Consider the following 2,875-nt stretch of genomic DNA (forward strand, 5'->3'; position numbering starts at 1 on the left):
TGTCGGCGTTCGTGCTGTTCTCGTCGGCTGCCGGTGTGTTCGGCAACGCGGGTCAGGCGAACTACGCCGCCGCCAACGTCTTCCTCGACGCACTCGCGGCGCACCGCAGGTCGCGGGGGCTGGCGGCGACGTCGCTGGCGTGGGGTCTGTGGGACGGTGGTATGGCGGGCGAGCTGGACGCCGGCGAGGTGTCGCGTCTCGGACGCGGTGGTGTGAACGCACTGTCGGAGCAGGAGGGCCTGGCCCTCTTCGACACCGCGGCCGCCTCGCCCACGGCGACGTTCGTGCCCGTCAAGCTCGACCTGGCCGCCCTGCGCGCCCAGGTCACTGCGGGAGGCATGCTGCCGCCGCTGTTGAGCGGCCTCGTCCGCGTCCCCAACCGGCGTGCGGCCCGGGCCGCATCGGCCTCCGCGGGCAAGCTCGCCCGGCAGCTGGCCGGACTGCCCGAAAGCGAGCGGGCTGGCGCGGTGCTCGAACTCGTCCGCGCCCAGGTGGCGGCGGTGCTCGGGTTCGACGGCCCGGAGGCGGTCGCACCGGCCCGTGCGTTCAGCGAGGTCGGCTTCGACTCGCTGACCGCGGTCGAGCTGCGCAACCGGCTCGGCACGGCCACGGGTGTGCGGCTGCCCGCCACGCTGGTCTTCGACTACCCGACCCCCGCGGTACTGGCCGACTACCTGCACTCCGAACTGCTGGGCGGACAGCAGGCGATCGACGCGCCGGTGGCGGTCGCCGTCCGTGACGACGAGCCGATCGCGATCGTGGCGATGGCCTGCCGCTTCCCCGGCGGCGTGCGCACCCCCGAGGACCTGTGGGAGCTGGTCTCGGAGGGCAGGGACGCCATCTCCGCGATGCCGGACGACCGCGGCTGGAACATCGCCGAGCTGTTCGACCCGGACTCCGACCGCCCCGGCACCAGCTACAGCATGAACGGCGGTTTCCTGCACGACGCGCACCACTTCGACCCGACGTTCTTCGGCATGTCGCCGCGTGAGGCGCTGGCCACCGACCCGCAGCAGCGGCTGCTGCTGGAGACGTCGTGGGAGGCGTTCGAGCGGGCCGGCATCGACCCGGCCTCGATGCGCGGCAGCCGTACGGGTGTCTTCGCGGGCGTGATGTACAACGACTACGGCACTCTGCTGCACCGCGCGCCGGAAGGCCTCGAGGGCTACATGGGCACCGCCAGTTCCGGCAGTGTCGTCTCCGGTCGCGTGTCGTACACCTTCGGCCTGGAGGGCCCCGCCGTCACGGTCGACACGGCCTGCTCGTCCTCTCTCGTCACGCTCCACCTCGCGGCTCAGGCGCTGCGCAACGGCGAGTGCGATCTCGCGCTGGCCGGCGGCGTGACCGTGATGGCCACGCCGGGCACCTTTGTGGCGTTCAGCATCCAGCGCGGTCTGTCCGCGGACGGGCGCTGCAAGCCGTTCGCGGCCGCGGCCGACGGCACGGCATGGGGTGAGGGCGTCGGCATGCTGCTCGTGGAGCGCCTGTCGGACGCCCGCCGCAACGGCCACCCGGTCCTGGCGCTCGTACGGGGCTCGGCCATCAACCAGGACGGTGCGAGCAACGGCCTCACCGCCCCGAACGGCCCGTCCCAGCAGCGCGTGATCCGGCAGGCCCTGGCCAATGCCCGGCTCACCGCGGCCGACGTGGATGTCGTGGAAGCGCACGGTACCGGAACCCGGCTCGGCGACCCGATCGAGGCGCAGGCGCTGCTGGCGACGTACGGCCAGGAGCACAGCGACGAGCAGCCGCTGTGGCTCGGCTCGGTGAAGTCCAACTTCGGCCACACGCAGGCCGCGGCCGGTGTCGCCGGCATCATGAAGATGATCATGGCGATGCGCCACGGCGTGCTGCCCAGGACGCTGCACGTGGACGAGCCCAGCCCGCACGTGGACTGGTCCGAGGGCGCCGTCTCCCTGCTGACCGAGCGGATGGACTGGCCCGAGACCGGCCGCCCGCGCCGCGCCGCCGTGTCGTCGTTCGGCATCAGCGGTACCAACGTCCACACGGTCATCGAGCAGGCCCCCGACAACCCCGCTCAGGTGGGGAACGCGACGCCGCCCGCCGGCGAGCGCACCCTGTCCGTACGGCCCCACGTGCTCTCGGCAAAGTCTCCGGAAGCGCTGCGCGACCAGGCGGCCCGTCTGCGGACGCACCTGGAGAACGTCGCGGGCGCGGAAGACGTCGAGGTCGCCTACACGCTGGCCACCAAGCGCGCGGCCTTCGAGTACCGCGCGGTGGTCGTGGCGGCGGACCGGGACGCGCTGCTGCGCGGCCTGGCGGCCGTGGAGACCGAGGCCCCCGCGGCGTCGGTGACGCGGGGAAGGGTCGGTTCCGGCAAGCTCGCCCTCCTCTTCACGGGACAGGGCAGCCAGCGGCTGGGGATGGGCCGGGAGCTGTACGACGCGTACCCCGTGTTCGCGGACGCGCTGGACGCGGTCGGCTCGCACCTCGACATCCCGCTGAAGGACGTCCTGTTCGGCGACGACGCCGATCTGCTGAACGAGACCGCCCACACGCAGCCGGCGCTGTTCGCCGTCGAGGTGGCGCTGTTCCGGCTGCTGGAGAGCTGGGGTGTGAAGCCGGACTTCCTGTCGGGTCACTCCGTCGGCGAGATCGCCGCCGCGCATGTGGCGGGTGTCCTGTCGCTGGAGGACGCCTGCACGCTGGTCGGGGCACGCGGAAGGCTGATGCAGGCGCTGCCCACGGGCGGTGTGATGATCGCGGTGCAGGCCTCCGAGGACGAGGTCCTGCCGCTGCTGAACGACCGCGTCGGCATCGCCGCCGTCAACGGCCCCCGGTCGGTCGTGGTCGCCGGTGACGAGGACGCCGCGACCGCGATCGCGGACTCGTTCGGGGACCGGAAGTCCCAGCG

The 2,875-nt window shown here is 72.7% G+C and carries 1 protein-coding gene; it reads left to right on the top strand.

Annotated features, from left to right (window positions below):
- Positions 1-2,875 (top strand): beta-ketoacyl synthase N-terminal-like domain-containing protein (locus ACP4IX_RS35985; RefSeq protein WP_426558826.1); only part of this gene is annotated, 2,875 nt, incomplete at both ends.

Source organism: Streptomyces sp. WG5 (assembly GCF_049974565.1).
Lineage (GTDB): Bacteria > Actinomycetota > Actinomycetes > Streptomycetales > Streptomycetaceae > Streptomyces.